The following is a 25,683-nucleotide window of genomic DNA, read 5'->3' as shown; positions in this document are numbered from 1 at the left end:
CCGCGACTGCTGCGCCCGCCGCCATCTACCGGGCGGGTGTGGTGACGACGGGCGGACGCTGATGACGGCGAGCGGGTGTGGTGACGGCGGGCGGGCGCTGATGACGGCGGGCGGGTGTGGTGACGGCGGGCGGGCGCTGATGACGGCGGGCGGGCGCCGTGACGGCGGGCGGGCGCCGGTGGAGCGACAGCAGGGCGCGGGCCGGGCCGACGGCCCCGTCCGCGCCCGGACCTCGCGCCGCGCCGCTACTCCGCGCGCTTGGTCGCCGGGGCCTTCTGGCTCGGCTTCGCGGAGGGCTTGCCCGAGGGCTCGGCGTCCGACCCCTTGTCCGAGTCCGAGTCCGAGGAGGTGGAGCCGGGCTGCGGGGAGGGGGAGCCGGAGGTCTTCGGCGGGACCGAGGCCGTGGGCTTCTGGCAGCCGGGCTGCTTGGCCATCGCCTGGCCGAGCTCGCCGTCCTCCAGCTTGGACAGGGCGTTCTGGTCCATCTTCTCGATCTTGGTCAGACCGTCGGCGACGCCCTGGAGGCCGTCCGCGAACTTCTGCTGGTTCGTCGGGTCCAGCGCGTCGACCTGCTTCTTGAGCCCCTCGTACGCCACCGCGGTGGCGTTGAGCTCCTTGATCGCGTCCTGCTGGATCTTCTGGCCGTTCTCGACGGGCGGGGCCCCGGCGCTCTCGACGGCCTTGGCCAGCGCCCGGTCGGCGTTGGCGATGTCCTGGAACGCCTTCGAGTCGGCGGCCTGGATCTCGGCGGGCTTGCTGTCCGCGGCCGTCGAAATGATGATCTGGTGGGCGTCGGCCCGCTTCTGGATCTGGGGCTTCGCCTGGTCGCAGAACGTCTTCGCCCAGTCGCCCACCTTGTCGCCCTCGTCGTCGCTGCAACCGGACAGCGCGAGCACCAGTACCGCGCCGCCGGACAGTGCGGCCGCAAGCTTCTTGTTCACCGGATCGGTCCCTTCCAAGGCTCTCGGCCCCGGAACATACACGCCGAACGGGCTACTTCCACCTATCGTACGACCGATTCACCCCGGATTGCAGCCTTTTGAACCAAGGGAGACACCCCTCACTCCCGTCGGAAACGCGCGGCAATGAGACGGACGACACGTCAGGAGAGCGAACGTCAGGACACGCTCACCGAACGCCTCTTGGAGACGCTCACCGCGGCGATCACCACGAGCAGCGCGACCCCGGCGACCGCAGCCCGCAGCCCGGCACTGGCGTCGCCCCCGTGACTGAACCGGACGACCGCCGGGGCGATGAGCAGCGCCACCAGGTTCATCACCTTCAGGAGGGGGTTGATCGCCGGGCCCGCGGTGTCCTTGAACGGATCTCCGACCGTGTCCCCGATGACGGTCGCCTCGTGCGCCTCGCTGCCCTTGCCTCCGTGGTTCCCGTCCTCGACCAGCTTCTTCGCGTTGTCCCAGGCACCACCGGAGTTGGCGAGGAAGACCGCCATCAGCGCGCCCGTGCCGATCGCTCCGGCGAGGTACGCGCCGAGGGCGCCGACGCCGAGCGCGAAGCCGACGGCGATCGGGGCCATCACGGCGAGCAGTCCGGGCGTGGCGAGTTCCCGCAGCGCGTCCTTGGTGCAGATGTCGACGACCCGTCCGTACTCCGGTTTCTCCGTGTAGTTCATGATTCCGGGATGCTCGCGGAACTGCCGCCGCACCTCGTACACCACCGCTCCCGCCGACCGGGAGACGGCGCTGATCGCGAGCCCCGAGAAGAGGAAGACGACCGCCGAGCCGAGGATCAACCCGAAGAGGTTGTTGGGCTGCGAGATGTCCATCGAGAGTGTCAACTCGCCCGCCCTCGCGCCGACCTCGGCGACCGAGGTGGCGATGGCGTCCCGGTACGAGCCGAACAGCGCCGCGGCCGCGAGGACGGCGGTGGCGATGGCGATGCCCTTCGTGATGGCCTTCGTCGTGTTGCCCACGGCGTCCAGATCGGTGAGGACCCGGGCTCCGGAGCCCTGGACGTCCCCGGACATCTCCGCGATGCCCTGGGCGTTGTCGGCGACCGGGCCGAAGGTGTCCATGGCGACGATCACCCCGACGGTGGTCAGGAGGCCGGTACCGGCGAGGGCGACCGCGAACAGCGCCAGCATGATGGAGCCCCCGCCGAGGAGGAACGCCCCGTACACGGTGAGCCCGATCAGGAGGGCCGTGTAGACGGCGGACTCCATGCCGAGGGCCACGCCCGCGAGGACGACGGTCGCGGGGCCCGTGAGCGAGGACTTCCCGATGTCCCGGACCGGCCGCCGGCTCGTCTCCGTGAAGTAGCCGGTGAGCTGCTGGATGAGGGCGGCGAGGACGATGCCGAGGGCGACGGCGACCAGCGCGAGGACCCGGGGGTCGCCGGGGTGGTCGCCGATGCCCGGCTCGGTGACCCCCCGGAGCTCGGCGTACGAGGACGGCAGGTAGACGAAGGCGGCGACGGCGACCCCGACGAGGGAGATGACCGCCGAGACGAGGAAGCCGCGGTTGATCGCGGTCATCCCGCCGCGGTCGGTGCGCCGCGGAGAGACCGCGAAGATGCCGATGACCGCGGTGACCACGCCGATCGCCGGCACGATCAGGGGGAACGCGAGCCCGTGGTCGCCGAAGGCCGCCTTGCCGAGGATGAGCGCGGCGACGAGGGTCACGGCGTACGACTCGAAGAGGTCGGCGGCCATGCCCGCGCAGTCACCGACGTTGTCGCCCACGTTGTCGGCGATCGTGGCCGCGTTGCGCGGGTCGTCCTCCGGGATGCCCTGCTCGACCTTGCCGACGAGGTCGGCGCCGACGTCGGCGGCCTTGGTGAAGATGCCGCCGCCCACCCGCATGAACATGGCGATGAGCGCGGCACCCAGGCCGAATCCCTCCAGGACCTTGGGCGCGTCGGCGGCGTAGACGAGGACGACACAGGCGACACCGAGGAGCCCCAGGCCGACCGTGCACATGCCGACGACACCGCCGGTACGGAACGCGATCCGCATGGCCCGGTGCGCGACCTCCGTCAGACCCTTCTCCGGTTCGCCCGGCCCCGGGGTGGCCTCCCTGGCCGCCGCGGCGACCCGTACGTTGGCCCGTACGGCGAGGCGCATGCCGATGTACCCGGTGAGCGCCGAGAAGAGCGCTCCGACCAGGAAGAACAGGGAGCGTCCCGCGCGCTGCGACCAGTTGTCCGCGGGCAGCAGCATCAGCAGGAAGAACACGGCGGCCGCGAACACGGCGAGGGTCCGCAGCTGTCGCGCGAGGTAGGCGTTGGCCCCCTCCTGCACGGCCGCGGCGATCTCCTTCATCTTCTCGGTGCCCTCACCCGCTCTGAGCACCTGGCGGACGAGGATCCGGGCGACGACCAGCGCGGCCAGGGCGACGGCGCCGACGACGACCACGATCGTCCGGTTCCCGCTCGTGAGCACCGCCGCGGCGAGAGAAGTGGCGTACATGGAGACGGATCATAGGGAGAGGAAACGGCACATACGGGGATGCCGAAGGCTCACCCGCGCGGATGCACCAATCCGGAGCGGCAGGCGGTACGGGGGCGCGGCGCGCCTGCGGGCGACGGTGCGGGTAGGGCGGCAGCGCGGGTACCGGCGGTCGCGGCGGCGGAGATGGAGGCGTTGGCGCAACGAGAAGAGGCCCTGCGGGGCAGGGCCTCTTCTCGTGGAGCTTCACGTCGCCGTGCGCGTACGGGTCAGGACAGGACGTCCGCCGAACTCACCGGCCAGGTCATCCGGATCGTGCCGCCGTCTGCGCCGGCGCTCACCTCGACGTCGTCGACGAGCCCGCGGATCACCGCGAGCCCCATCTCGTCCTCACCGTCGGCGTCGTCGAAGTCCTCGGCCGGAGCCGAGGACCGCGCGCCGGGAACACCGGCGGCATCGGCCGCCGCCACCCCCGCGCCGGGCACCTCGTCGCCGACCTCGATGGAGAACGACTTCTCCTCCTCGGTCAGCACGACCCGGATGGGCGTCGTGACGTCGTTGCTGCGGTGCAGCCCGACCGCACGGGTACAGGCCTCACCCACGGCGAGACGCACCTCGTCGAGGACCGCCTCGTCGACACCGGCCCGGCGCGCCACCGCGGCCGCCACCAGGCGGGCCGTGCGGACGTGCTCGGGCTGAGCGCTGAAACGGAGTTCAACGGTGGCCATGCGAACCCCCTGGGCTCAGTCGACGGCGTTGACGGCCTCGTCGACCGAGGTGTGGATCGGGAACACCTTGGTGAGACCCGTGATCCGGAAAATCTTGAGAATGCGCTCCTGGTTGCAGACGAGACGCAGCGAGCCCTCATGGGCACGGACGCGCTTCAGGCCACCGACGAGCACACCGAGGCCGGTGGAGTCGAGGAAGTCCACGCCCTCCATGTCGACGACCAGGTGGTAGCTGCCGTCGTTCACCAACTCGACCAACTGCTCGCGCAGCTTGGGCGCGGTATACACATCAATCTCGCCACCGACCTCGACGACCGTACGGTCGCCACCAGCGCCGGACACATTGCGAGTCGACAGGGACAGGTCCACGGATCCTCCAGCACCTTGCTATCGAACGATCGTTCCCCGGGGTCTCCCGGACGGAGTCAGAGAACTGATCGTCAGCCGCGATGGCATTCAATCACTTACCAGCAGCCATGCACGACGCCTTGGAAGCATTGTCCGTCATGGCAGTGACACACTCGGTGCCGATGGCCAAGAAACACCACCCCAGTCGTCCAGCCGGGGACACGGGCAACCGACCCTCCCCCGGCATGGTCCTCGACCGGCTCTCCTCGGGCGAGAGCCGGGCCGCGCGCATCACTCATACGGAGCACATGCCCGCCCGGGAGGGCCGTCATGCAGTCTGGCCGCACCGCATCCGTCCGGAGGTGATCGCGGCGATCGAGGCGGCCGGGATCGCGCACCCCTGGGCACATCAGGCGGAGGCCGCGGAGCACGCCTTGGACGGCGAGTCCGTGGTGATCGCCACCGGCACCGCCTCGGGCAAGTCGCTGGCTTACCTCGCCCCGGTCCTCAGCACCCTCCTGGACGGCGCCGAGGCCCCCAACGGGCGCGGCGCCACCGCCCTGTACCTCTCGCCCACCAAGGCCCTCGCCGCCGACCAGCGACGCGCCGTGAGGGAGCTGGCCGCCCCCCTCGGCACCCGGATCCGCCCCGCCGTCTACGACGGCGACACCCCCGTCGAGGAACGCGAATGGGTCCGGCAGTACGCGAACTACGTGCTGACGAACCCCGACATGCTGCACCGGGGTCTACTCCCGTCCCACCCCCGGTGGTCCTCCTTCCTGCGCTCCCTGCGCTACGTCGTGATCGACGAGTGCCACACCTACCGGGGCGTCTTCGGCTCCCACGTCGCCCAGGTGCTGCGACGACTGCGCCGGATCTGCGCCAGGTACGGCTCCCAGCCGGTCTTCCTCCTCGCCTCCGCCACCTCCGCCGAGCCCGCCCTGGCCGCCGGGCGCCTCACGGGACTCCCGGTCACCGAGGTCTCCGACGACGCCTCCCCCCGCGGTGAGCTGGTCTTCGCCCTGTGGGAGCCGCCGCTGACCGACCTGCACGGCGAGCGCGGCGCGCCCGTGCGCCGTACCGCCACCGCCGAGACCGCGGACCTGCTGACCGATCTGACCCGGCAGGGCGTCCGCTCGGTCGCCTTCGTCCGCTCCCGGCGCGGCGCCGAACTGATCTCGGTGATCGCCCAGGAACGGCTCGCCGAGACCGACCGCTCCCTCGCCCGGCGTGTCGCCGCCTACCGCGGCGGCTACCTGCCCGAGGAGCGCCGCGCCCTGGAGCGGGCCCTGCACTCCGGGGAGCTCCTCGGCCTGGCCGCCACGACCGCCCTCGAGCTGGGCGTGGACGTCTCGGGCCTGGACGCGGTCCTGATCGCCGGCTATCCGGGCACCCGGGCGTCCCTGTGGCAGCAGGCGGGCCGGGCCGGCCGCGGGGGCGAGGGCTCCCTCGCGATCCTGATCGCCCGTGACGACCCGCTGGACACCTTCCTGGTCCACCACCCGGAGGCGATCTTCGACCAGCCGGTCGAGTCGACCGTCCTGGACCCCGACAACCCATACGTCCTCGCCCCCCATCTGTGCGCCGCCGCCGCCGAGCTCCCGCTGACCGAGCCGGACCTGGCGCTCTTCGGCCCGGCCGTCCCCGGACTGCTGCCGCAGCTGGAGGGCGCCGGTCTGCTGCGCCGCCGCTCCGCCGGCTGGTACTGGACCCGGCGCGAGCGGGCTGCGGACCTCACCGACATCCGGGGCGGCGGCGGCAGCCCCGTCCGGATCGTCGAGGCCGGCACCGGCCGACTGCTCGGCACCGTGGACGAGGCCGCCTCCCACACCGCCGTCCACGAGGGCGCCGTCCACCTCCACCAGGGCCGCACCTATCTGGTGCGGGAGCTCGACCTAAGGGACTCCGTGGCCCTCGTGGAGGAGGCCGTCCCGCCGTACTCCACCACCGCCCGCGACACCACCTCCATCACCGTCCTCGACACCGAGACCGAGATCCCCTGGGGCACCGGCCGACTCTGCTTCGGCTCCGTCGAGGTCACCAACCAGGTCGTCTCCTTCCTGCGCCGCCGCCTGATCACGGGCGAGGTCCTCGGCGAGACCAAGCTCGACCTGCCGCCCCGCACCCTGCGCACCCGGGCCGTCTGGTGGACGGTCACCGAGGACCAGCTCGACGCCGCCCGGATCAGCCCGGAGATCCTCGGCGGCGCCCTGCACGCCGCCGAGCACGCCTCCATCGGCATGTTGCCGCTGTTCGCCACCTGCGACCGGTGGGACATCGGCGGTGTCTCCGTACCGCTCCACCCGGACACCCTGCTGCCCACCGTCTTCGTGTACGACGGCCATCCCGGTGGCGCGGGCTTCGCCGAGCGGGCCTTCCACACGGCCCGCGCCTGGCTGACGGCCACCAGGGAGGCCATCGCCTCCTGCGAGTGCGAGGCCGGCTGCCCGTCCTGCATCCAGTCCCCGAAGTGCGGCAACGGCAACGATCCGCTCCACAAGCGGGGCGCGGTGCGCCTCCTCACGGAGATCCTGCGGGAAGCCCCGGGGGGCCTTGAGGGCCCGGGGGCCCCGCCCGCGACCTGATCCCGGGCCGGTAGGGGCCGGAGGCGACCCGGGCGGTCACCTCCGCGATGTCTCCCCGCACCGCGCACCGCACCACCTCGGCGCGCTGCGCCGCGGCCACCCGTGAGGCGACGGCGCACGCCTCGGCCTCGCCCCACAGGGCGCGGTCGGCGGCGGCGAGGGCAGCCAGGTCCGCGGCCCCACCGGCCCGGTGCCGGGCCGCCACGGCCTGCCCCAGCGCGAGCACGACCCCGAACACCACACAGAGCGCACAGGCCGCGAACGCCACCCACACGGTCGCCGCACCCCGGTCGGACCGGGGGCCGATACGCCGATCCCGCAGACCCGGGGCCGGTGCTCCATCCCGGACCCGGCCCAGGTGCCGGACCCGGCCCAGGCGTCGGCCCAGGCGTCGGCCCAGGTGCCGGCCCCGGGCCACGCCACGAGCCCGGCGCGCGCGGCGGCTCCCAGCAGCTCCGGCCGTCACGGCGTGCCCCCGGACTCCGCACCCCCGACGGCCGCAGCGCCGGTCGCCGGGCCCTCTGACACCGGTCCGCCTCCTGACTCCGCACCGCCAGCGGTCGCCGCACCGCCGGTCGCCACGCCGCCGGTCCCCGCGCCCCCGGTCGACACGCCACCAGTGGCCGCCGTGCCGCTCGTCGTGCCGGCGAGTGTCGCGTCCTCGGCGAGGGCCGCCGCGTCCGCTCTCAGGGTGAGCCCCATGCCCCCGGGGCCCGGGGCGGCGGCCTCCACCGTCACCCGCCACAGCTCCCCCGACCGCGTCACCGACACCCGGGCGCCCTCGGGCGCGGCTGACCGTGCGGCCGCCTCGGCGGCGGGCGCCGGCTCGGAGCGGGCCGCGGCTCGTGCCCCGGCCCGTGCCGCGTCCACGCAGCGGATCTGCGCGGCGGCCGCGGCCAGCGCCCAGAGCAGCGTCACCGTGAACAGCGCGAGGACGGGCAACACCATCGCCGCCTCCACGGTCACGAACCCCCGGTCAGAACGGCGCATCGAGGGCCTTCCCGATCACCGACTCCAAGGCGCCGGAGACCGCCCCACTGGTCACGATCTTGTAGAGAACCGCGGCGAACCCCGCCGCCGCGATCGTTCCCACCGCGTACTCGGACGTCGTCATCCCCTCGTCGCCACGGGCGGCCGCCCTTCGCGTCCGCCACCAACCGCACACCGTCGCCCTGCCTGCCATGCCGACCTCCTCGAATCGTCGTGTCTTGTCGTGTGTCGTCGTGTGTCGTGTCTCGTCGCACGTCACTCCGGCCTCGCGCTTCATCCGTCCAGGAGCCCCGTCGCGAGACCGATGACCACCGGGGCCACTCCCACCGCCAGGAAGGCGGGCAGGAAGCAGAGCCCTACGGGGGCGCTGATCAGCACCTGCGCGCGGCGCGCCCTGGCCTCCGCCGCGCGGGCGCGGGCCGACCGCAACGCCGCCGCGTGCCGCGCGACTGCCTCCGCCGCGGGCGCTCCCGAGGAACCGGCCCGTTCCATGCAGCGGGCCAGTCCCGCGGCGCCCGGTATCGCGCCGAACCTCCGCCACACCTCGGCCGGTTCGCCACCGAGCCGCAGCTCGGCCGCCGTACGGGTCAGCCGCTCGCCCAGCGGGCCGCCGAGGGACCGGCCGACGGCCTCCGCCGCCTCCCCGGGCCCCGCTCCGACCGAGGCGCAGGCCGCCAACAGATCGGCGGCGAGCGGAAGATGGCGCGTCACCTCCTCCCCGTCGACCTGCGGTGCGGCTCTCCTCGCCGCATCCCGTCTGAGGCCCGCCAGGACCAGGACGCCCGCGAACAGGCCGCCGAACCCCCCGAACAGCTCCCAGCCGAGGCCGACCGCCACGAGCGACGCTCCCCACCGCACCACCCACGCCGGCAGCCCCGCCCGGCCCTTCGGGGGCCGTGGTTCCGGTGCCTCAAGGAGGCTTTCCAAGCGTCGTCGCATCCCTCTCGCCCGGCGCTCGCCGATCATCTCCCGGGCGACCTGCGCACAGCAGACCAATGCCAAGACCACGGCCGCCGCCAGGTGGAACGCCCCGATCACGCCCGCTCCCCTCCTCGTACGATCCGCGCGGCCCACCACAGGCCGACGGCTTCGAGAGCACCGCCCACGACGAGGCAGCCCAGACCCGCCGGTGTGTGCAGCAGCACCCGCAGCGGCTCGGCACCGAGCACGGCACCCAGGGCGACTCCAGCCCCCGGAAGCAGCGCGAGCACCGCCACCGTGGCCCATGCGCCCGCCAGTTCGGCCCGCAGCCGCTCCCGCTGCTCGTGGTGGTCCCGCAGGGCCGTTTCGAGCCGGTCGAGGCCGGCGGCCAGGCCCGCGCCGCCGTCCACGGCCACCTGCCAGCAGGCCGCCATGCCCGCGAGTCCCTCGGCGCCGTCCTGTCCCGCGGCCTTCCGCAGCGCCTCCGGCACGTCCCCGCCGAAGCGGGCCGCCGCGAGCACCGCCGCCTCCTCACTCCCCAGCGCACCCGTCTCCCGGGCCGCGAAGGCCAGGGCATGCGCGGGCTGCCATCCGGCTCTCAGCTCCCCGACGACCGCCCCGCACAGCGCCGCCACCCGCGCGGCCCGCGCCTCACGCCCCTTGCGGCGCTCGGCCGCCCGCAGTCTCCGCCCCACCAGCGGCACCGCGACCGCCCCCGCAACGAGCGGCAGCGGCGACTCGCCGAGCAGCGCGAGGGACCCCGCCACGGGCAGGCACAGCAACGCACGCCGTCCGCGGGCCACCGTCCACCAGCGCGCGACCGCCGCCCGCCACGCCACCCCGGGACCGCCCGGAGCGTCGGGTGCGCCAGGTCCGCCCCGTAAGAGAACGGCCGTGGCCCTGTTCACACCGCGTCGCCGCTCGATCGCCCCCCACAGCGCGAGTCCCACGCACAGCGCCGCCAGCCCCTGGGCCAGCGCCCTTACCGGCACCGGTTCCGTCGTCGTCATCACCCTCCCCCTCCGATCAGCGACCGCAGCCGCTCCCAGCCCCGGTCCCGCTCGAACCCGGACGCGCCCCACCGCAGCGCCGGAACCGTCCGCACGAGGCCGTCCCTGTCCCGCTCCAGGACGTGCACCTCCGCGATCCGCCGCCGCCCGAGCCGGTCGCGGGCCAGGTGCAGCACGACCGACAGACCGGCTCCCAACTGGCTGTGCAGGGCGGCCCGGTCGAGCCCCGCGGCTGTCCCCAGGGCTTCGAGCCGGGCCGGCACGTCCGCAGCGGTGTTGGCATGGACCGTTCCCGAACCGCCTTCATGGCCCGTGTTGAGGGCGGCGAGGAGGTCCACGGCCTCGCCGCCCCGGACCTCACCGACGACCAACCGGTCGGGCCGCATCCGCAGCGCCTGGCGGACCAGGTCCCGGAGGGTCACGAGTCCGGCGCCCTCCTGGTTCGCCGGCCGCGCCTCAAGGCGCACCACATGCGGGTGGTCGGGCCTCAGCTCCGCGGAGTCCTCCGCGAGCACGATCCGCTCCCGCTCCCCCACCAGTCCGAGGAGGGAGGCGAGCAGCGTCGTCTTTCCCGTCCCCGTGCCACCGCTGACCAGGTACGACACCCGGGCGTCGATCAGGGCGCGCAGGATCGACGCGCCGCCCGGCGGAACGGTGCCCGCCGCCGCCAGCTCCTCCAGGGTGAAGGCGCGGGGCCGCACCACCCGTAGCGACAGGCACGTCGAGCCGACCGCCACCGGCGGGAGTACGGCGTGCATCCGGGTGCCGTCGGGCAGCCGCGCGTCCACCCAGGGCCGGGCGTCGTCGAGCCTTCGTCCGGCCACCGCCGCGAGCCGCTGGGCGAGCCTGCGCACCGCCGCGGCGTCGGGGAAGGACACCGGGGCCCGCTCGAGTCCGGCGCCGCGGTCCACCCACACCCGGTCGGGCGCCGAGACCAGGACGTCGGTGACGGCCGGGTCGGCGAGCAGCGGTTCGAGGGGGCCGGTGCCGATCAGCTCGCACCGCAACTCCTCGGCCGCACCGAGGACTTCCGCGTCACCGAGCAGCCGTCCCTGGGCCCGCAGTGCCGCCGCGACCCGGGCCGGCGTGGGCTCGGACCCGCTGGCCGCGAGGCGCTGCCTCACCGCGTCGAGCAGTCCCGCGCCTCCCTCCCCGGTCATGCCGCACCGCCGGGGCCGAGGGCGCACGCCCAGAAGGCGTCGCAGAACCGGCCGAGCGGACCGCGGGGCTCGGCGCCCGGGGGCAGACCCGCGTCCTGGTCGGCCACGATCCCCGGGTCGTAGGGGAGTTCACCCACGAGCGGCAGCCGCAGCGCGTCGGCGACCCATCGCTCGTCGAGCCCCGCCGCGTACGGACCACGGACCACGGCCCGCAGGTCGCGCACGCTCATGGAGAGCGTCGAGGCCACCCGGTGGGCCGCCGCGACGGCCCTCAACTCGCCGGAGACGACGAGGAGTCCGAGATCGAGCTGAGTGAGGGCCTCGGTGGCCGCCTCGTCGGCTGCGCGCGGCAGGTCGACCACCACGACCCCGCCACGGCGGCGGGCCGCGGCGAGCACGGACCGGACGGCTTCGGGCGGCACCGGCACCGCGGGCTCCATGCCCCAGCTGAGCACCCGGACCCCCCGCACGGACGGCAGGGACTCCTCCAGGGCGCCGCCGGCGAGGCGGCCCTTGGACGCGGTGAAGTCGGGCCATCGTCTGCCCTCCTCGCGCTCGCCGCCGAGCAACACGTCGAGTCCCCCACCGAGCGGGTCGCCGTCGACGAGCAGGGTCCGCCGTCCGGTCCGGGCGGCGGCGAGCGCGAGTCCGCAGGCCAGGGTGGAGGCGCCCGCGCCGCCGCGCCCACCGACGACGCCCACGGTCAGCGCCTGCCGTCCCACGCCCTCGGCCGCGTCGGCGAGGCGGTCGACGAGGACGCCTTCGGCGTCCGGCAGCCGCAGCACGCACTCCGCCCCGATCTCGACGGCCAGCCGCCACACTCCCGGGTCGTCCCGGTCGCGGCCGACGAGGACCGTCCCCGGGCGGCGCGCCGCTCCCCGGCAGCGGGCGGCGGCGTCGTCGCCGACCAGGACGAGCGGTGGATCGGTCCAGCTCGTCCGTCGCTCAGGCACCCCGTGGTGCACCTCGGGCTCGACCCCCGCGGCGGCGCACAGCCGGAGGAGGTCGTCGAGCAGCCCGAGGTCCTCCGTGACGATCAGCGGCCCCGTCCTGCGCGGCTCGTCGGCGGCGGAAGCCTCCGGCCCGCTCGGCGGCGAAGTCCGCGCCCTCCGGCCGGTGCCGGAAGTCCTGGTGGTCTCCATGTCCCACGCCCTCTCGTGATTCCTGCCGTTCGCGAACTTCGCGACAGGAATCACCGTGGGGCCGTGCCGGGAATCCCGGGGATCTCGTCGAAAAACTGGGGATATCCCAAGGCCTGTGAATAACTTCGTCATCCGTCCAGGGACTGCCCGGAACGCAGCCCGCCGGTTACTGTGGGTGATGAATCAGGGGTCCACTCGCGTAGGGACCGAATCGCGGCGATGGCCGGAGGGAAGGGAGCAGACGATGTCACACGGCGCCGAAACGGCTCCGGACATGCGACGACCCCCGCCGGGGGGGAGAGCGGGGGTCGTCTTTCCGGCCGACTCGGGGGGGGAGGAGCCGGGCCGGGTTAGCACGGTCGCGAACGATCCGTGACTTCCATGGTGTACCCGAGAGCCTTCTCAGGCAAACCCACGCGCCCCAGCGTACGCCGAATGGCGGGCACCTATGCTCAGCCTTGTGGAAAACCACTCCTTGCCGCGCACAGCCGCCTTCTTTGACCTGGACAAGACGGTCATTGCGAAGTCCTCGACGCTCACCTTCAGCAAGTCCTTCTACCGTGGCGGACTGATCAGCCGCCGCGCCGCCCTGCGGACGGCCTACATCCAGTTCGTCTTCCTGGCGGGTGGAGCCGATCACGACCAGATGGAGCGGATGCGCGAATATCTTTCCGCGCTCTGCAAAGGCTGGAACGTCGCCCAGGTGAAGGAGCTCGTCGCCGAGACCCTTCACGACCTGATCGACCCGATCATCTACGACGAGGCGGCCTCCCTCATCGAGGAGCATCACGCCGCCGGCCGCGACGTCGTGATCGTCTCGACCTCCGGCGCCGAGGTGGTCGAACCGATCGGCGAGATGCTCGGGGCCGACCGGGTCGTCGCCACCCGCATGGTGGTCGGCGAGGACGGCTGCTTCACCGGTGAGGTGGAGTACTACGCCTACGGGCCGACGAAGGCCGACGCGGTGCGGGAGCTGGCGGAGTCGGAGGGCTACGACCTCTCGCGCTGCTACGCCTACAGCGACTCGGGGACCGACATCCCCATGCTGGAGGCCGTAGGTCACCCGCACGCGGTCAATCCCGACCGGACGCTGCGCCGGGAGGCCGCGGCGCGCGCCTGGCCGGTTCTCGCCTTCGAGAAGCCGGTACGGCTCAAGCAGCGACTGCCCGAGTTCCGGATGCCGCCACGGCCCACGCTCGTCGCGGCGGCGGCCGTCGGTGCGGCCGCCGTGGGCGCGGGACTCGTCTGGTACGCGTCCCGGCGTCGACAGGCCGCCCTCGCTCATCGGGTGGCGGATGACTTTGCCCGAATGTGAGCAGTGAGCAGAGAAGTGGAGCCAGCACTTTCGCTTCTACTCCGAGAGGAGTAGAAAGGAATCAGGCCCGCGAGACCAAGGACATCCGAGAGGATCACCTGTTGAGCATGAAGGCCCCACGGACCTAGCACGGAAACCGGGCACCCACGCGACGTCGACCCGTCGATTACGGGCCAGCCGCACCAGGCCACGGGCAAAGTTCCCGGCCTGATGGGCACATATCGAGGACGCTTGGTAACTGGGTGGACGTGCCAGCGGCGGTACCAGAACTTGGTACCGCCGCAACCCTTCGCCCGGACGGTCCTCGCGAAACCCTTCCCGCCCGGACTGGCCCGCGGGACGACCCTTCGACAGACCCGCGCCCCCGGGATCACCCCTACGCCCGGACCGGCCGTCGCGGGTCCGCCCCTGTGCCCGGACCGGCCGTCGCGGGCCCACCGTGCGCCCCGACCGGCCCTAGCGGGACCGCCCCCTCGCCCCGGACGAACCTCCGTCAGGCCGCGCCGCGCTGGAGCGCCTCGCAGACGGCGGTCGACTCCCGGACTCCCAGCTCGACCGAGCGGCCGCAGTGGGCGATCCAGCCGCCGACGCCGTCCGGCGTCCCCGACAGGTACCCCTCGAACGCGGCCAGGTACGCGTCCCGGCCCTGCTCGGCGTGGCCGACCTCGGCCGGACAGATCGCCTTGGGGTCGAGACCGCTGCCGACGAGGACGATCCGCTCGGCCGCCCGCGCCACCAGACCGTTGCACGAGGTGAACGGCCGCAGCGCGAGCAGTTCACCGTGCACCACGGCCGCCGTCACCAGCGCGGGGGCCTCGCCGCCCGCGACGATCAACTCGGCGAGGCCGTCGAGTCGCCCCGCGACCTCGGAGGGGGACGGCGCCGGAGCCGCGATCAGCGGCTCATCGACCGTCTCGCCGTCCAGTCGGGGCCGTCCCACCGACTCACCCGGCTCGCCCGCGGCGACCAGGTGGAGCCGGGCGAGCACCCGCAGCGGCGACTGGCGCCAGATGGAGAGCAGCTGTCCCGCCTCGGAGCCGAGCCGCAGGGCGGCGCCGACCGTGCGGGCCTCGGGGTCGGCTCCGAAGTCGGTGCGCCGTCGGACCTCTTCCAGGGCCCAGTCGGCGCCGGACAGGGCGGCGGAGCCGCGGGCGCCGCGCAGGGCCGCCTCGGACGAGATCTCGTTGCTGCGGCGGCGCATCACGCGGTGGCCGTAGACCCGGTCGACGGCCTTGCGTACGGAGTCCACCGCGTCGGCGACGCCCGGCAGGGAGCCGAGGGCGGCCAAGGGGTCAGAGGCGTGCGTACTCATAAGTAGGGAGGCTACGCGCCCCCGCCCTCCGCCCCACGTTGGAGTGGTCTTCTTCACGCACCTCGACCACGCGCGGCGCTCATGCCACTACGCTAGGTGAACATGAAGATCGCTTTCGTGGGGAAGGGCGGCAGCGGCAAGACCACGCTGTCCTCGCTCTTCATCCGCCACCTCGCCGCCAACGAAGCCCCGGTCGTCGCCGTCGACGCCGACATCAACCAGCACCTGGGGGTCGCGCTCGGCCTGCCCGAACCGGAGGCCGCCGCGCTCCCCGCGATGGGGGCGCATCTGCCGCTCATCAAGGAGTACCTGCGGGGCAGCAACCAGCGGATCGTCTCCGCCGACACGATGATCAAGACGACGCCGCCCGGGGAGGGTTCGCGGCTGCTGCGGGTCCGCGAGGAGAACCCGGTGTACGAGGCCTGCGCCCGGCCGGTCATGCTCGACGACGGCGAGATCCGTCTGATGGCGACCGGCTCCTTCACGGAGTCGGACCTCGGGGTCTCCTGCTACCACTCGAAGGTCGGCGCGGTGGAGCTCTGCCTCAACCACATGGTCGACGGCGCCGACGAGTACGTGGTCGTCGACATGACGGCGGGCTCGGACTCGTTCGCCTCCGGCCTCTTCACCCGCTTCGACATGACGTTCCTGGTCGCCGAGCCGACCCGCAAGGGCGTCTCGGTCTACCGCCAGTACAAGGAGTACGCCCGGGACTTCGGCGTCGCGCTCAAGGTCGTCGGCAACAAGGTGCAGGGGGAGGACGACCTCGACTTCCTGCGGGCGGAGGTAGGCGACGACCTGCTCGTGACGGTGGGCCACTCGGACTGGGTCCGCGCGATGGAGAAGGGCCGCCCGCCCCGCTTCGAGCTCCTGGAGGCGGAGAACCGGATGTCCCTCCAGGCCCTCCAGGACGCGGCGGACGACTCGTACGCCGATCGCGACTGGGAGCGCTACACCCGCCAGATGGTCCACTTCCACCTGCGCAACGCGGAGAGCTGGGGCAACGCCAAGACCGGGGCCGACCTCGCGGCGCAGGTCGACCCCGGGTTCGTGCTGACCGAGGACCTCAGTGCCGTGCAGCCTGCTTAGCGGGAGCGGGCGGGGCCGCGGGGGCCGCCGGCTGGGGGGCGAGGAAGGCCTTCCAGCCGCCCGGCGGCGCCTCACCGACCTTCAGGGTGCGCATCTTGGCGATGACGTCGGGGTCCTGGGCGTCGAGCCAGTCGGCGAGCTGGCGGAAGGACACGCACTTGACGTCCTTCTGCACACACACCGTGGCGATGGTCTCCTCGATGGCCCGCATGTACGTGCCGCCGTTCCAGGACTCGAAGTGGTTGCCGATGATGACCGGCGCCCGGTTGCCCCGGTAGGAGCGCTCGAAGGCCTCCACCAGGCCGTCCCGCATCTGGTCGCCCCAGTACCGGTGCTGGGACGGGTCGCCCTGGGTGGTGCCGGGTGACTGGTTGACGAGGAAGTTGTAGTCCATGGCCAGCGTCTGGAAGGCGCGACCGGGGACGGGCACGAGGTGCATCGACAGGTCCCACAGGCCCAGGTCCTTCTCGGGCCAGATCTGGTCGTTCACGCCGCTCGTGTCGTAGCGGAAGCCCATCTGCGCCGCCGCCCGGACGAAGTTCTTCCGGCCTTCGAGGCAGGGGGTGCGGGCGCCGACGAGTTCCTTGTCGTAGTCGAACGGCAGCGGCTGCTCCGCGCGCAGGCCCGCGTTGGTCTTCCAGTTCTTGACGAAGGACTTGGCCTGGTTGATCTCGCTCTTCCACTCCTCGACCGACCAGTTGCCGACGCCCCCCTCCTTCCCGCAGAAGTGACCGTTGAAGTGGGTGCCGATCTCGTTGCCCTCCTGCCACGCCGCACGCAGTTCGCGGACGGTGGCGCGGATGCCCTCGGTGTCGTTGAAACCGATGTCGGACCGCCCGGGGCTGTGCTGCGGCGGGTCGTACAGCTTCCGCTTCTCCTCCGGCAGCAGGTACACCCCGCTGAGGAAGTACGTCATGGTGGCGTCGTACTTCCTGCCCACGGAGCGGAAGTGCGAGAAGAGCTTCTGGCTGTCCTCGCCGGCGCCGTCCCAGGAGAAGACGACGAACTGCGGCGGGGTCTCGCCCGGCTTGAGGCGCTGCCAGACCGGCTGGTGGGGCTGGGCTCCGGTGAAGGCCGTGGAGCCGTCGCCGATCAGGCGGACCGTGTTCGGCGGGGCGGCGGCCGGTCCCTTCTTGGTGCCCGCGCCTCCCTGCGTGCCCTTCGTGGCGGCGTCGTCGGAGCCCGAGCAGCCGGCGAGGCCGGTGATCAGGGCGACGGCGAGGGCGCCGGCTGCGAGCGTCTTCCTCTGGGCAAAGGTCCTTCTCCCGGCGGCTGTCATCCGCCCACCTCTCCTCGGTTCCGTGCGAGATTGCGTGCGAGCTTCCGTACGAGCTGCCCGGCGAGCTTCCGTACGGGCCGCGTCAACGTCGCACCGCCACGGCCGGAAAGATGAAACGACAAGCGGCAAAGCGTTCGCCCTTCACCGGAATCGGTGAATCATTGCCCTGTTTGCCCCGAAAATAATGCCGGAGACTTTACTCTCCATTACGATCCATTTACCGAGCGTTGATCCTCGTCCAGGCGGGGACCCCGCTCGGATCCCGCCGCTGCACGCCGTGACCCACGGCCGCGAGCCCCCATGTTCGTCCTCGCACGAACCGCGACCGCGCTGCCCCGGAGGAGACGGGAATGACCCTCTGCACCCCCGCCCGCACCACCACCCGGCCCCCAGTCCAGCGGCCCCACAGCCCGCCGGAGGGGCCCCGCCGCTTCCGTATCGCCGGCGCCGACCTCTCCGCCTCGGTCGCCGTCTTCCTGATCGCGCTGCCCCTCTCGCTCGGCATCGCGCTCGCCACCGGAGCCCCGCTCCAGTCCGGTCTGGTCGCCGCCGCCGTCGGCGGCCTGGTGGCCGGCCGCTTCGGCGGCTCCCCGCTCCAGGTGAGCGGACCCGCCGCCGGCCTCACCGTCGTGACGGCCGAGATCATCCAGCTCTACGGCTGGCGCACCACCTGCGCCGTCACCGTGCTCGCCGGTCTGGCGCAACTCGGCCTCTCCGCGCTCCGGGTGGCCCGCTCGGCGCTCGCCGTGTCGCCCGCGATCGTGCACGGCATGGTGGCCGGCATCGGCGCGACCATCGCGCTCGCCCAGCTCCACATCGTGCTCGGCGGGACTCCGCAGAGCTCCGCCGTCGACAACGTGCTCGGCCTCCCGGCCCAGTTGGCCGACATCCACGGGGCGGGGCTCGCCATCAGCGCCCTCACGGTGGCCGTGCTGCTGTGCTGGCCCCGGCTGCCGGGCCGCGCCGGGCAGCTCGTACGGAAGGTGCCGGCCGCACTCGTCGGGGTGGCCGGGGCGACGGCGGCGGCGACGTTCGCCGGGCTCGCCGTGCCCCGGGTCGACCTGCCGTCCTGGAGCAGCCACGCGCTGCCCGGGATGCCCGAGGGCCCGGTGCTCGGCATCGCGGCCGCGGTACTGACGATCACCCTGGTCACGAGCGTGCAGTCGCTGCTCTCCGCCGTCGCGGTCGACAAGCTGGTCGCCGCCCGCCCGGACGGTGGCCGGGGCGTGCCGCGTTCGGTCCTCGATCGCGAACTCGCCGGTCAGGGCGCTGCCAACATGGTCTCGGGGGCGCTCGGCGGACTGCCGGTCGCCGGGGTGGCGGTCCGCAGCGTCGCCAACGTGTCGGCGGGTGCGGTGAGCCGCGCCTCCACGATGCTGCACGGCCTGTGGATCGTGCTCGCGGCCCTGCTGCTCGTCCCCGTGATCGACCTGATCCCGCTGCCCGCGCTCGCCGCCCTGGTCATGGTGGTCGGCATCCAGATGGTCAGCATCACCCACATCCGTACGGTCACCCGGCACCGCGAGGTCGTCGTCTACGTGGTGACGCTGTCCGGTGTGGTCCTCGTCGGCATCCTGGAGGGCGTCGCCCTCGGCATCGCCGTGGCCATCTCGGTCTCCCTGCACCGGCTGGCCCGCACCCGGATCACCCGCGAGGAGCGGGACGGGCGCCACCTGCTCCACGTCCGGGGCCAGTTGACGTTCCTCGCCGTCCCCCGGCTGAGCCGCGCCCTGCACCAGCTGCCCCACGGTTCCGACGTGGTGGTCGAGCTGGACGGCTCCTTCATGGACCACGCGGCGTACGAGACCCTGAGCGACTGGTCGTCGGGGCACGTCGCCCACGGCGGTACGGTCGAGATGACCGGCCCCTCCGGTGTCCGGATCACCGATCCGACGCCCACCGCCGACACCGCCTCGGCCTCCGCCGCGCACGCCTGCTGCCGTCCCTGGACGCCGTGGCACAACCACCAGTGCGGGGAGCAGCCGGCCGAACGGACCGCCGGGTCCGCCGGGCCCGGCGGACCCGCCGAGGCCACGGAGGCCGCCGCGTCCCGGCGTTCGCCCGGGTTGCATCTGGCGAGCGGCATCGGCAAGTTCCAGCGGAACACGGCCCCGCTGGTACGGGACGAGCTCGCGCGGCTCGCCCGGGAGGGCCAGCGCCCCTCGCAGCTGTTCCTGACCTGCGCCGACTCCCGCCTGGTCACCAGCATGATCACTTCGAGCGGCCCCGGTGACCTGTTCACCGTGCGCAACGTGGGCAATCTCGTCCCGCTCCCCGGTGAGGAGAGCGGTGACGACTCGGTGGCCGCGGCGATCGAGTACGCGGTGGAGGTGCTGCGGGTCGATTCGATCACCGTCTGCGGTCACTCCGGCTGCGGCGCGATGCAGGCCCTTCTGAGCGGCGGTCCCGACGACCCGCCGACCCCGCTCCGCCGCTGGCTGCGTCACGGGCGGCCCAGCCTGGAGCGGATGGCGAGCCGGAGACACGCCTGGGCCCGGATCTCCGGACGGCTCCCGGCGGACGCGGTCGAGCAGCTCTGCCTGACCAACGTGGTCCAGCAGCTGGAGCACCTGCGGGCGTACGAGCCGGTGGCGCGGCGGCTCGCGGAGGGCACGCTCACGCTGCACGGCATGTACTTCCACGTGGGCGAGGCGCAGGCGTACCTGCTGGCCGGGGCGGACGAGGTGCACAGCTACGACGACGTGTTCACCCAGGTCATGCCGACGGGACCGCGGGAGCCGGCTCGCGCGTCCTGAACCTTCCGTCTCCGTCGTCCGTGAGACTGTGTGGCCCCTTCTCCCACCGCTCGGGAACACCGCCCGGGACGAAGGGGCCCCCGTCCCCACTCGCCCAACAGGTCTAAACCAATTGTCCGGAGACTCTTGTCACCCGGGCATCTGACTGATGAGCTAGGACGCGGGACACATACGCACAGCGGACGCCCTGGGAAAGGGAGATGTCGTGAGCAACGAAAGCCTGGCCAATCTGCTTCGGGAAGAGCGTCGATTTTCGCCGCCCGCCGAGCTGGCCGCGCACGCCAACGTGACGGCGGAGGCGTACGAGCAGGCCAAGGCGGACAGGCTGGGCTTCTGGGCCGAGCAGGCCAAGCGTCTGACCTGGGCCACCGAGCCGACCGAGACCCTCGACTGGTCGAACCCGCCGTTCGCCAAGTGGTTCGCGGACGGCGAGCTGAACGTGGCGTACAACTGCGTCGACCGGCACGTCGAGGCCGGCCACGGCGACCGGGTCGCCATCCACTTCGAGGGCGAGCCGGGCGACAGCCGCGCGATCACCTACGCCGAGCTCAAGGACGAGGTCTCCAGGGCCGCCAACGCCCTGACCGAACTGGGTGTCCGCAAGGGCGACCGGGTCGCGGTCTACCTGCCGATGATCCCCGAGGCCGCCGTCACGATGCTGGCCTGCGCCCGCGTCGGCGCCGCCCACTCGGTGGTCTTCGGCGGCTTCTCGGCCGACGCCGTGGCGAGCCGTATCCAGGACGCCGACGCCAAGCTGGTCGTCACCGCCGACGGCGGCTACCGCCGGGGCAAGCCGAGCGCGCTGAAGCCCGCCATCGACGAGGCCGTCGCCAAGTGCCCGCAGGTCGAGCACGTCCTCGTGGTCCGCCGCACGGGCCAGGACACCGCCTTCACCGAGGGCCGCGACGTGTGGTGGGACGACATCGTCGCCCGCCAGTCCGCCGAGCACACCCCGGAGGCCTTCGAGGCGGAGCACCCGCTCTTCATCCTCTACACCTCGGGCACCACGGGGAAGCCGAAGGGCATCCTGCACACCTCCGGCGGCTACCTCACCCAGGCCGCGTACACCCATCACGCCGTCTTCGACCTGAAGCCCGAGACCGACGTCTACTGGTGCACCGCCGACATCGGCTGGGTCACCGGGCACTCCTACATCGTCTACGGCCCCCTGGCCAACGGCGCGACGCAGGTCATGTACGAGGGCACCCCGGACACCCCGCACCAGGGCCGGTTCTGGGAGATCGTGCAGAAGTACGGCGTCACGATCCTCTACACGGCGCCGACCGCGATCCGCACGTTCATGAAGTGGGGAGACGACATCCCCGCCAAGTTCGACCTGTCCAGCCTCCGGGTCCTCGGCTCGGTCGGCGAGCCCATCAACCCCGAGGCCTGGGTCTGGTACCGCGAGCACATCGGCGCCGGCAGGACCCCGATCGTGGACACCTGGTGGCAGACCGAGACCGGCGCGATGATGATCTCGCCGCTGCCGGGCGTCACCGAGACCAAGCCGGGCTCGGCCCAGCGCCCGCTGCCCGGCATCGCCGCGACCGTCGTCGACGACGAGGCCAACGAGGTCCCGAACGGGGGCGGCGGCTACCTCGTCCTCACCGAGCCGTGGCCGTCGATGCTCCGCACCATCTGGGGCGACGACCAGCGCTACATCGACACGTACTGGTCCCGCTTCGAGGGCAGGTACTTCGCCGGGGACGGAGCCAAGAAGGACGAGGACGGCGACATCTGGCTGCTCGGCCGGGTCGACGACGTCATGCTCGTCTCCGGGCACAACATCTCGACCACCGAGGTCGAGTCGGCCCTCGTCTCCCACCCCTCGGTGGCCGAGGCGGCCGTCGTCGGCGCCGCCGACGAGACCACCGGCCAGGCGATCGTCGCCTTCGTCATCCTGCGCGGCAGCGCGAGCGAGGACGCCGGTCTGGTCGCCGAGCTGCGCAACCACGTCGGCGCGACCCTCGGCCCGATCGCCAAGCCCAAGCGGGTCCTGCCGGTGGCGGAACTGCCGAAGACCCGCTCCGGCAAGATCATGCGCCGACTGCTGCGCGACGTCGCCGAGAACCGGGAACTCGGTGACGTCACCACACTGACCGACTCCTCGGTCATGTCGCTCATCCAGACCCAGCTGCCGGCAGCCTCCAGCGAGGGCTGAGCCCCGGCGCCCGTACGACGCGAACGCCCGCCCCGAGCCAGTGGGGGCGGGCGTCCCCGTTCCACGCTTCCCGACGGGACGAAACGGACAATAGTTTCTAGAGTGAATCTCGCCGGACGCCACCCACGCTCCATGGGTACACACGCTCGACGGGACCACGCGCTCTATGGATAGAGTAAGAATCGCGTCAGTGACGCGACAGGAAGACCCAGGTGCGCCGGGAAGTCTGGTCGGCAATGTGTTCCACGCTGCCCACCCGACCGGAGGATCCCCCCGTGGCCCCGCCCTCACCGACCGACCGTAAGTTCCTCGGCCGTCTCTCCCTGCCCGAGCGGCGCTACCTCACCGACGCCCTGCGCACCGAGACCGTCGGCGGCGTCCTGCTCCTCGTCGCCGCCGTCGCCGCCCTCGTCTGGGCCAACACCCCGGTCAGCGCCAGCTACGAGTCCGTCAGCGACTTCCACCTCGGCCCGGCCGCCCTCGGTCTCGACCTGTCGATCCAGCACTGGGCCGCCGACGGCCTCCTCGCGATCTTCTTCTTCGTGGCAGGCATCGAGCTCAAGCGCGAGCTCGTCGCGGGCGAGCTGCGCGACCCCAGGGCCGCCGCGCTCCCCGTCATCGCCGCCCTCTGCGGCATGGCCGCGCCCGCCCTCGTCTACGTCCTGGTCAACGCCGTCGGCGGCGGCCGGATGGACGGCTGGGCCGTCCCCACCGCCACCGACATCGCCTTCGCACTCGCCGTCCTCGCCGTCATCGGCACCTCCCTGCCGTCCGCGTTGCGCGCCTTCCTGCTCACCCTCGCCGTCGTCGACGACCTCTTCGCGATCCTGATCATCGCGGTCTTCTTCACCCATGACCTGAACTTCGCCGCGCTCGGCGGCGCCTTCGCCGGACTCGCCCTCTTCTGGCTGCTGCTCCGCAAGGGCGTACGCGGCTGGTACGTGTACGTGCCGCTCGCCCTGGTCGTCTGGGCCCTGATGTACAACAGCGGAGTCCACGCCACCGTCGCCGGCGTGGCCATGGGCCTGATGCTGCGCTGCACCACCCGCGACGGCGAGCGGCACTCCCCCGGCGAACACATCGAGCACCTCGTACGCCCGCTCTCGGCCGGCCTCGCCGTCCCCCTGTTCGCGCTCTTCTCCGCCGGCGTGAGCGTCTCCGGCGGCGCGATCCACGACGTCTTCACCCAGCCGGTCACCCTCGGCGTGGTCCTCGGCCTCGTCGTCGGCAAGGCCCTCGGCATCTTCGGCGGCACGTGGCTCGCCGCCCGCTTCACCAAGGCCGAACTCAACCCGGACCTGGCCTGGCCCGACGTGTTCGCCGTCGCCTCCCTCGCCGGCATCGGCTTCACCGTCTCGCTCCTCATCGGCGAACTCGCCTTCGTCGGGGACGCCGCCCTCACCGACGAGATCAAGGCGTCCGTCCTCGTCGGCTCACTGATCGCGGCCGTCCTCGCCTCCGTCCTGCTGAAGCTGCGGGTCCGCAAGTACCAGGCCATCTACGATGCGGAGAACCGCGACGAGGACGAGGACGGCATCCCCGACATCTACGAGGAGGGCGACCCGGAGTACCACCTCCGCATGGCCGCGATCCACGAACGGAAGGCCGCCGAGCACCGGGACCTCGCCCGAGCGGCGGGGGCACCGCGCGACGAGGCCGACCGTCCGGCATGATCTGAGTCGGACCGCAGAAGACAAGAGGGAGCACCGATGAGCGACCCGTTCGACGGAACCGAGCGCAGCCTCGGCCAGCTGGTCGCCTCGGCGACAGCCGAGATGTCCGCGCTGGTGCACGATGAGATCGCCCTGGCCAAGGCCGAACTCCGACAGGACGTCAAGCGCGGAGCGCTCGGCAGCATCCTGGGAATCGGCGCCCTCGTGGTGCTGCTGTTCTCGCTGCCGATGCTGAGCTTCGCCCTCGCGTACGCCATCAACACCTGGACCGGCGGGCACAACGGCCACGGGGGCTGGAACCTCGTCTGGTGCTTCCTGCTGTCCTTCGCCTTCAACGTGCTGGTCGCCGGCCTCCTCGGGGCGATCGCCGTCGCCAAGTTCAAGAAGGTCAAGCCGCCGGAGAAGAGCATCGCGTCCGCCAAGCAGACGGCGGCGATCATGCAGAACGTCAAGCCGCACCCGCGCCCCGAGTACGACAAGGCGCTCGACAAGGCGCTGGGCAGGCCCTCCGCTGTGGCACGCTCGTCCGTATGACCCTCCCCGAGAGCAGCAACGGCGGGCCCGTACGGCTCGACGGGCCGTGGACCCATCGCGACGTCGCGGCCAACGGCGCCCGCTTCCACATCGCCGAGATGGGCGACGGCCCGCTGGTGCTGCTCCTGCACGGCTTCCCGCAGTTCTGGTGGACCTGGCGCCATCAGCTGCCCGTCCTCGCGGAGGCCGGTTTCCGGGCCGTCGCGATGGACCTGCGCGGCGTCGGCGGCAGCGACCGCACGCCCAGGGGTTACGACCCCGCCAACCTCGCCCTCGACATCACCGGTGTCATCCGCTCCCTCGGCGAGCCGGACGCGGCGCTCGTCGGGCACGACCTCGGCGGGTACCTGGCCTGGACGGCGGCCGTGATGCGGCCCAAGCTGGTGCGCCGGCTCGTGGTCTCCTCGATGCCGCATCCGCGCCGCTGGCGCTCGGCGATGCTCTCCGACTTCGCCCAGTCGCGGGCCGGCTCGCACGTGTGGGGCTTCCAGCGGCCGTGGCTGCCGGAGCGTCAGCTCGTCGCGGACGACGCCGCACTCGTGGGGGAGCTGATCCGGGACTGGTCGGGGCCGCAGCCCCGGCCCGCCTCGGACGACGAGGCCGTCGAGGTGTACCGGCGGGCGATGCTGGTCCCGTCGACGGCGCACTGCTCGATCGAGCCGTACCGCTGGATGGTCCGCTCCCTCGCGCGCCCGGACGGCGTCCAGTTCAACCGGCGGATGAAGCGGCCGGTGCGGGTGCCGACGCTCCATCTGCACGGCTCCCTGGACCCGGTGATGCGGACCCGGAGCGCTGCGGGATCGGGCGAGTACGTGGAAGCGCCGTACCGCTGGCGGTTGTTCGACGGTCTCGGTCACTTCCCGCACGAGGAGGACCCGGTGGCCTTCTCGACGGAGCTCGTCAACTGGCTGAAGGACCCCGAGCCCGACCGCTGACGGTCCCTCCGTTCCGGGGGGGTACAGACATTCCCCGAACGGCCATGTGCCTCGCGCATACTCCGATTGGCGGCCCCCCAGGTGGTTACCGACCTTGGGCCACGGGCACACGTCGGAGTATGGGCTGGACGCACGACTTCGCTGACACGACAGCACGCAACCGCCGCTCGGCCGCTGGGCCGGGCCCCCGCGAGGGGGGTGGCCCGCCGGACTCCGGCGGCTCGCACGCCGTGCAGGAGGTGGGGATGTCAGGCATGCAGGAGGTGGGCATCTCGCTCATTCTGCGTCGCCGGGCCCGCTGGGTCTCGGCCCGCCTCCGGCACCCCCGCGTCACCCCCT

Annotated in this window: 21 protein-coding genes; 8 read left to right on the top strand and 13 right to left on the bottom strand. The window is 72.5% G+C overall.

The genetic code is table 11. From position 1 onward, the window contains the following. Positions 1–245 precede the first annotated feature (245 nt). From ACFWV2_RS01800 to ACFWV2_RS01785, 4 genes are all read right to left on the bottom strand, one after another. Complete coding sequence (locus tag ACFWV2_RS01800) at positions 246–941, bottom strand: small secreted protein (RefSeq protein WP_384400108.1); 696 nt, start codon at positions 939–941, stop codon at positions 246–248. A gap of 176 nt (positions 942–1,117) precedes the next feature. Continuing rightward, positions 1,118–3,427 carry a sodium-translocating pyrophosphatase gene (locus ACFWV2_RS01795; RefSeq protein WP_384400105.1) on the bottom strand — a complete coding sequence of 770 codons (2,310 nt, stop codon included), beginning with the start codon at positions 3,425–3,427 and terminating at the stop codon, positions 1,118–1,120. A 248-nt stretch (positions 3,428–3,675) separates the two neighbouring features. Next, positions 3,676–4,134, bottom strand: a complete 459-nt coding sequence (locus tag ACFWV2_RS01790) for an ATP-binding protein (RefSeq protein ID WP_360795594.1) — start codon at positions 4,132–4,134, stop codon at positions 3,676–3,678. Positions 4,135–4,149: 15 nt separating this feature from the next. Continuing rightward, positions 4,150–4,503 (bottom strand): STAS domain-containing protein, encoded by a 354-nt coding sequence (locus tag ACFWV2_RS01785; protein WP_015034520.1) that lies wholly within the window; start codon positions 4,501–4,503, stop codon positions 4,150–4,152. 80 nt (positions 4,504–4,583) lie between these two features. On the opposite strand from ACFWV2_RS01785, the gene ACFWV2_RS01780 reads away from it, so the two are divergent. After that, a complete protein-coding gene (locus ACFWV2_RS01780; protein WP_384400102.1) occupies positions 4,584–7,067 on the top strand; it encodes a DEAD/DEAH box helicase in 2,484 nt (827 codons plus the stop codon). On the opposite strand, the gene ACFWV2_RS01775 is transcribed toward ACFWV2_RS01780, so the two are convergent. From ACFWV2_RS01775 to ssd, 7 genes are all read right to left on the bottom strand, one after another. Continuing rightward, the gene (locus ACFWV2_RS01775) at positions 7,003–7,374 is read right to left on the bottom strand and encodes an Rv3654c family TadE-like protein (RefSeq protein WP_384400331.1); all 372 of its coding nucleotides are present in this window, start codon (positions 7,372–7,374) and stop codon (positions 7,003–7,005) included. The two genes, ACFWV2_RS01780 and ACFWV2_RS01775, sit on opposite strands and share 65 nt — an antisense overlap. 155 nt (positions 7,375–7,529) lie before the next feature. Then, a complete protein-coding gene (locus ACFWV2_RS01770) occupies positions 7,530–8,057 on the bottom strand; it encodes a TadE family type IV pilus minor pilin (RefSeq protein WP_384400099.1) in 528 nt (175 codons plus the stop codon). Continuing rightward, complete coding sequence (locus ACFWV2_RS01765) at positions 8,044–8,250, bottom strand: DUF4244 domain-containing protein (RefSeq protein WP_360795606.1); 207 nt, start codon at positions 8,248–8,250, stop codon at positions 8,044–8,046. Before ACFWV2_RS01765 ends, ACFWV2_RS01770 begins: the two co-directional genes overlap by 14 nt. A gap of 80 nt (positions 8,251–8,330) precedes the next feature. After that, on the bottom strand, positions 8,331–9,095 hold the full coding sequence (locus ACFWV2_RS01760) for a type II secretion system F family protein (RefSeq protein ID WP_384400096.1): 765 nt from the start codon (positions 9,093–9,095) through the stop codon (positions 8,331–8,333). Further along, entirely contained in the window at positions 9,092–9,988 is an 897-nt protein-coding gene (locus ACFWV2_RS01755; protein ID WP_384400093.1) for a type II secretion system F family protein, read from the bottom strand. Before ACFWV2_RS01755 ends, ACFWV2_RS01760 begins: the two co-directional genes overlap by 4 nt. After that, positions 9,988–11,148 (bottom strand): TadA family conjugal transfer-associated ATPase, encoded by a 1,161-nt coding sequence (locus ACFWV2_RS01750; protein ID WP_384400090.1) that lies wholly within the window; start codon positions 11,146–11,148, stop codon positions 9,988–9,990. Before ACFWV2_RS01750 ends, ACFWV2_RS01755 begins: the two co-directional genes overlap by 1 nt. Further along, positions 11,145–12,290, bottom strand: a complete 1,146-nt coding sequence (ssd, locus tag ACFWV2_RS01745; protein ID WP_384400087.1) for a septum site-determining protein Ssd — start codon at positions 12,288–12,290, stop codon at positions 11,145–11,147. The genes ACFWV2_RS01750 and ssd overlap by 4 nt, the downstream gene beginning before the upstream one ends. A gap of 448 nt (positions 12,291–12,738) precedes the next feature. Here ssd and ACFWV2_RS01740 point away from each other — a divergent pair, with 448 nt between their 5' ends. Continuing rightward, on the top strand, positions 12,739–13,605 hold the full coding sequence (locus ACFWV2_RS01740) for an HAD family hydrolase (protein ID WP_384400084.1): 867 nt from the start codon (positions 12,739–12,741) through the stop codon (positions 13,603–13,605). Between the two features lie 493 nt (positions 13,606–14,098). On the opposite strand, the gene ACFWV2_RS01735 is transcribed toward ACFWV2_RS01740, so the two are convergent. Beyond that, positions 14,099–14,917: an oxidoreductase gene (locus tag ACFWV2_RS01735; protein WP_384400081.1), complete on the bottom strand. Its 819-nt coding sequence runs from the start codon at positions 14,915–14,917 to the stop codon at positions 14,099–14,101. A 102-nt stretch (positions 14,918–15,019) separates the two neighbouring features. Between ACFWV2_RS01735 and ACFWV2_RS01730 the strand changes: the two genes are divergently transcribed. Then, the gene (locus ACFWV2_RS01730) at positions 15,020–16,006 is read left to right on the top strand and encodes an ATP-binding protein (protein ID WP_384400078.1); all 987 of its coding nucleotides are present in this window, start codon (positions 15,020–15,022) and stop codon (positions 16,004–16,006) included. Here the strand turns inward: ACFWV2_RS01730 and ACFWV2_RS01725 are convergent. Further along, positions 15,984–17,285 carry a hypothetical protein gene (locus ACFWV2_RS01725; protein ID WP_384400075.1) on the bottom strand — a complete coding sequence of 434 codons (1,302 nt, stop codon included), beginning with the start codon at positions 17,283–17,285 and terminating at the stop codon, positions 15,984–15,986. The genes ACFWV2_RS01730 and ACFWV2_RS01725 overlap by 23 nt on opposite strands. A 350-nt stretch (positions 17,286–17,635) precedes the next feature. Between ACFWV2_RS01725 and ACFWV2_RS01720 the strand changes: the two genes are divergently transcribed. The 5 genes from ACFWV2_RS01720 to ACFWV2_RS01700 all read left to right on the top strand — a co-directional run bounded on the left by ACFWV2_RS01720 (position 17,636) and on the right by ACFWV2_RS01700 (position 25,344). Further along, positions 17,636–20,041, top strand: a complete 2,406-nt coding sequence (locus ACFWV2_RS01720) for a SulP family inorganic anion transporter (protein WP_384400072.1) — start codon at positions 17,636–17,638, stop codon at positions 20,039–20,041. 205 nt (positions 20,042–20,246) lie between these two features. Beyond that, complete coding sequence (gene acs / locus ACFWV2_RS01715; protein ID WP_384400069.1) at positions 20,247–22,202, top strand: acetate--CoA ligase; 1,956 nt, start codon at positions 20,247–20,249, stop codon at positions 22,200–22,202. Positions 22,203–22,438: 236 nt separating this feature from the next. Continuing rightward, positions 22,439–23,875, top strand: coding sequence for a Na+/H+ antiporter NhaA (gene nhaA, locus ACFWV2_RS01710; RefSeq protein WP_384400066.1), 1,437 nt, complete (start codon positions 22,439–22,441; stop codon positions 23,873–23,875). Positions 23,876–23,911: 36 nt separating this feature from the next. Next, the gene (locus ACFWV2_RS01705; protein ID WP_384400063.1) at positions 23,912–24,409 is read left to right on the top strand and encodes a phage holin family protein; all 498 of its coding nucleotides are present in this window, start codon (positions 23,912–23,914) and stop codon (positions 24,407–24,409) included. After that, on the top strand, positions 24,406–25,344 hold the full coding sequence (locus ACFWV2_RS01700; protein ID WP_384400060.1) for an alpha/beta fold hydrolase: 939 nt from the start codon (positions 24,406–24,408) through the stop codon (positions 25,342–25,344). Before ACFWV2_RS01705 ends, ACFWV2_RS01700 begins: the two co-directional genes overlap by 4 nt. Positions 25,345–25,683: the final 339 nt, after the last annotated feature.

Origin of the sequence: Streptomyces sp. NPDC058671 (genome assembly GCF_042716475.1) — a bacterium.
GTDB lineage: Bacteria > Actinomycetota > Actinomycetes > Streptomycetales > Streptomycetaceae > Streptomyces.
Note: the sequence above shows the minus strand (reverse complement) of the source record. Positions and strands in the feature narration are given on the sequence as shown.

What these genes read in the sequence shown, in the direction of transcription:
- ACFWV2_RS01755 (WP_384400093.1), bottom strand. Translation starts at nt 9,988, where the DNA reads ATGACGACGACGGAACCGGTGCCGGTAAGGGCGCTGGCCCAGGGGCTG.
- nhaA (WP_384400066.1), top strand. Translation starts at nt 22,439, where the DNA reads ATGTGTTCCACGCTGCCCACCCGACCGGAGGATCCCCCCGTGGCCCCG.
- ACFWV2_RS01795 (WP_384400105.1), bottom strand. Translation starts at nt 3,427, where the DNA reads ATGTACGCCACTTCTCTCGCCGCGGCGGTGCTCACGAGCGGGAACCGG.
- ACFWV2_RS01725 (WP_384400075.1), bottom strand. Translation starts at nt 17,285, where the DNA reads ATGACAGCCGCCGGGAGAAGGACCTTTGCCCAGAGGAAGACGCTCGCA.
- ACFWV2_RS01730 (WP_384400078.1), top strand. Translation starts at nt 15,020, where the DNA reads ATGAAGATCGCTTTCGTGGGGAAGGGCGGCAGCGGCAAGACCACGCTG.
- ACFWV2_RS01765 (WP_360795606.1), bottom strand. Translation starts at nt 8,250, where the DNA reads ATGGCAGGCAGGGCGACGGTGTGCGGTTGGTGGCGGACGCGAAGGGCG.
- ACFWV2_RS01735 (WP_384400081.1), bottom strand. Translation starts at nt 14,917, where the DNA reads ATGAGTACGCACGCCTCTGACCCCTTGGCCGCCCTCGGCTCCCTGCCG.
- ACFWV2_RS01770 (WP_384400099.1), bottom strand. Translation starts at nt 8,057, where the DNA reads ATGCGCCGTTCTGACCGGGGGTTCGTGACCGTGGAGGCGGCGATGGTG.
- ACFWV2_RS01700 (WP_384400060.1), top strand. Translation starts at nt 24,406, where the DNA reads ATGACCCTCCCCGAGAGCAGCAACGGCGGGCCCGTACGGCTCGACGGG.
- ACFWV2_RS01720 (WP_384400072.1), top strand. Translation starts at nt 17,636, where the DNA reads ATGACCCTCTGCACCCCCGCCCGCACCACCACCCGGCCCCCAGTCCAG.
- ACFWV2_RS01705 (WP_384400063.1), top strand. Translation starts at nt 23,912, where the DNA reads ATGAGCGACCCGTTCGACGGAACCGAGCGCAGCCTCGGCCAGCTGGTC.
- ACFWV2_RS01790 (WP_360795594.1), bottom strand. Translation starts at nt 4,134, where the DNA reads ATGGCCACCGTTGAACTCCGTTTCAGCGCTCAGCCCGAGCACGTCCGC.
- ssd (WP_384400087.1), bottom strand. Translation starts at nt 12,290, where the DNA reads ATGGAGACCACCAGGACTTCCGGCACCGGCCGGAGGGCGCGGACTTCG.
- ACFWV2_RS01740 (WP_384400084.1), top strand. Translation starts at nt 12,739, where the DNA reads ATGCTCAGCCTTGTGGAAAACCACTCCTTGCCGCGCACAGCCGCCTTC.
- ACFWV2_RS01750 (WP_384400090.1), bottom strand. Translation starts at nt 11,148, where the DNA reads ATGACCGGGGAGGGAGGCGCGGGACTGCTCGACGCGGTGAGGCAGCGC.
- ACFWV2_RS01780 (WP_384400102.1), top strand. Translation starts at nt 4,584, where the DNA reads ATGGCATTCAATCACTTACCAGCAGCCATGCACGACGCCTTGGAAGCA.